The organism is Aquidulcibacter sp. (assembly GCF_049239865.1).
Taxonomy (GTDB): domain Bacteria; phylum Pseudomonadota; class Alphaproteobacteria; order Caulobacterales; family Aquidulcibacteraceae; genus Aquidulcibacter.
In genome coordinates this window covers 1-1517 of record NZ_JBMLTR010000119.1, presented here as the reverse complement: position 1 = coordinate 1517, position 1517 = coordinate 1, and the positions used below count along the sequence as shown (strand labels likewise).

The following is a 1517-nucleotide window of genomic DNA, read 5'->3' as shown; positions in this document are numbered from 1 at the left end:
CACATGTCGGCGGCTTCGAGTGGCGGCCAATCGCCCAAGACCTCAATGCCCTCTTGGATCAGCCCGCGCGGCATCACCGCATAGCCAAGGCCTGCGCGCACAGCCGCCGCGCAACCCGCATGACTGGGGCTGGTAAACGCACTTGTCCACGGTGCCTTCGCGCGATCCAGCGCTGCCAGCGCCCGTTCGCGGTAAACACAAGCCGGTGGCGACAGCACCAAGGGCAAGGGGCGTTCGCGCTTTTCAAAGACCGCACGGGCTTCTTCAAAGGCCTTTGGCAGTGTGTCATTGGCCGGGCCAACCCAGACCAATTCCTCGCGCCAGATTGCGCGCGCCCCTGGATGGACGCGCTCGGTTGATTGTTTAATCAGCACAAGGTCATGCAAGCCTGCCTCAAATTCATCGATCAACGTTCGGGTCAACGCACAGGATACATGCAGCATCACTTGCGGGTGCGCGTCCATAAAGGCGGCCAGAATGTCGGGCAAATGCGCGGTTGTGAAATCCTCGGGCGAGCCAAAGCGCACTTCGCCCGCGATCTCCTGCGACCGGAACCGCGCCAACATCGCATCCGCCGAGGCGATCATGTCACGCGCATAACCAAGTAGCTTTTCGCCGTCCGGGGTCAGGCGGACATTACGGGTATCGCGCTCAATCAATTGACGATCAAAAATCTCTTCCAGCTTCTTGATCTGGCCCGAGACAGCCGATTGCGATCGGCCCACAAGGATGCCGGTCCGCGAGAAACTGCGGGTATCAGCCAGCGTCACAAAGGTGCGCAGAAAGGCGGTGTCGACGTCATACATGGCTTACCTAATGCGGCGATGATCGCGCGCCGTCAACGCAGCTCGCAGGTTCTGCGCCACGTGTGGCCACGGTTTTTCCGATAAATCCCATCAGGTTTTCAAGTTTCTCCTTCTGGGGGCAACCGACTAAGCAGCGGCGCCGCACCCCCAAGACGAGGAGCCAAAGATGCCGGTTGAAGTCCTGCTTGAAAACTTAGTCTCGCCCATAACCATGGCCTTTTTGCTGGGCATGATCGCCACATTGATCAAGTCGGATTTGGAGATACCCGAGCCCGTCATCAAGATTTTCGCGATCTTTTTGCTGTTTTCTATCGGCCTGCAAGGCGGGCAAGAGCTGGCAGGCGTGGCCTTTGCCGATATTGCCAATGGGCTGGCCGTCATCGCGGCACTGATCTTCCTCCTCCCCCTCATGGCCTTTTTGGTTGCGAGATTCGTGTTGCGCTTGGACACCCCCAATGCAGCGGGCGTTGCGGCCCTTTATGGCTCAGTCTCGTCGGTGACCTTTGTGGTGGCCCGCACTTATGCCGAGGGCAAGGGCACACCGATGGACGGCTATGTCACGGGCCTTGTGGCCCTGATGGAGTTGGCGATTTTGGTCGCGCTATTTTACGGGCGCTTCGCGCTCAGCCGGTCCAGCGGGGATAAGGGCAAGCTGACGGAAATCCTGATGGAGACCTTGCGCGGGCGCGGCCTAGTCTTGCTGGGCGGCGG

At 59.8% G+C, this 1517-nt stretch carries 2 protein-coding genes; one reads left to right on the top strand and one right to left on the bottom strand.

Annotated features, from left to right (window positions below; all coding sequences use genetic code 11):
• Positions 1-806: LysR family transcriptional regulator (locus ACOVRA_RS08290; RefSeq protein WP_421719876.1), on the bottom strand; the 806-nt coding region annotated here is incomplete at its 3' end.
• 166 nt (positions 807-972) lie between these two features.
• Between ACOVRA_RS08290 and ACOVRA_RS08285 the strand changes: the two genes are divergently transcribed.
• A partial coding sequence (locus tag ACOVRA_RS08285; RefSeq protein ID WP_421719875.1) for a sodium-dependent bicarbonate transport family permease occupies positions 973-1517 on the top strand: 545 nt, incomplete at its 3' end.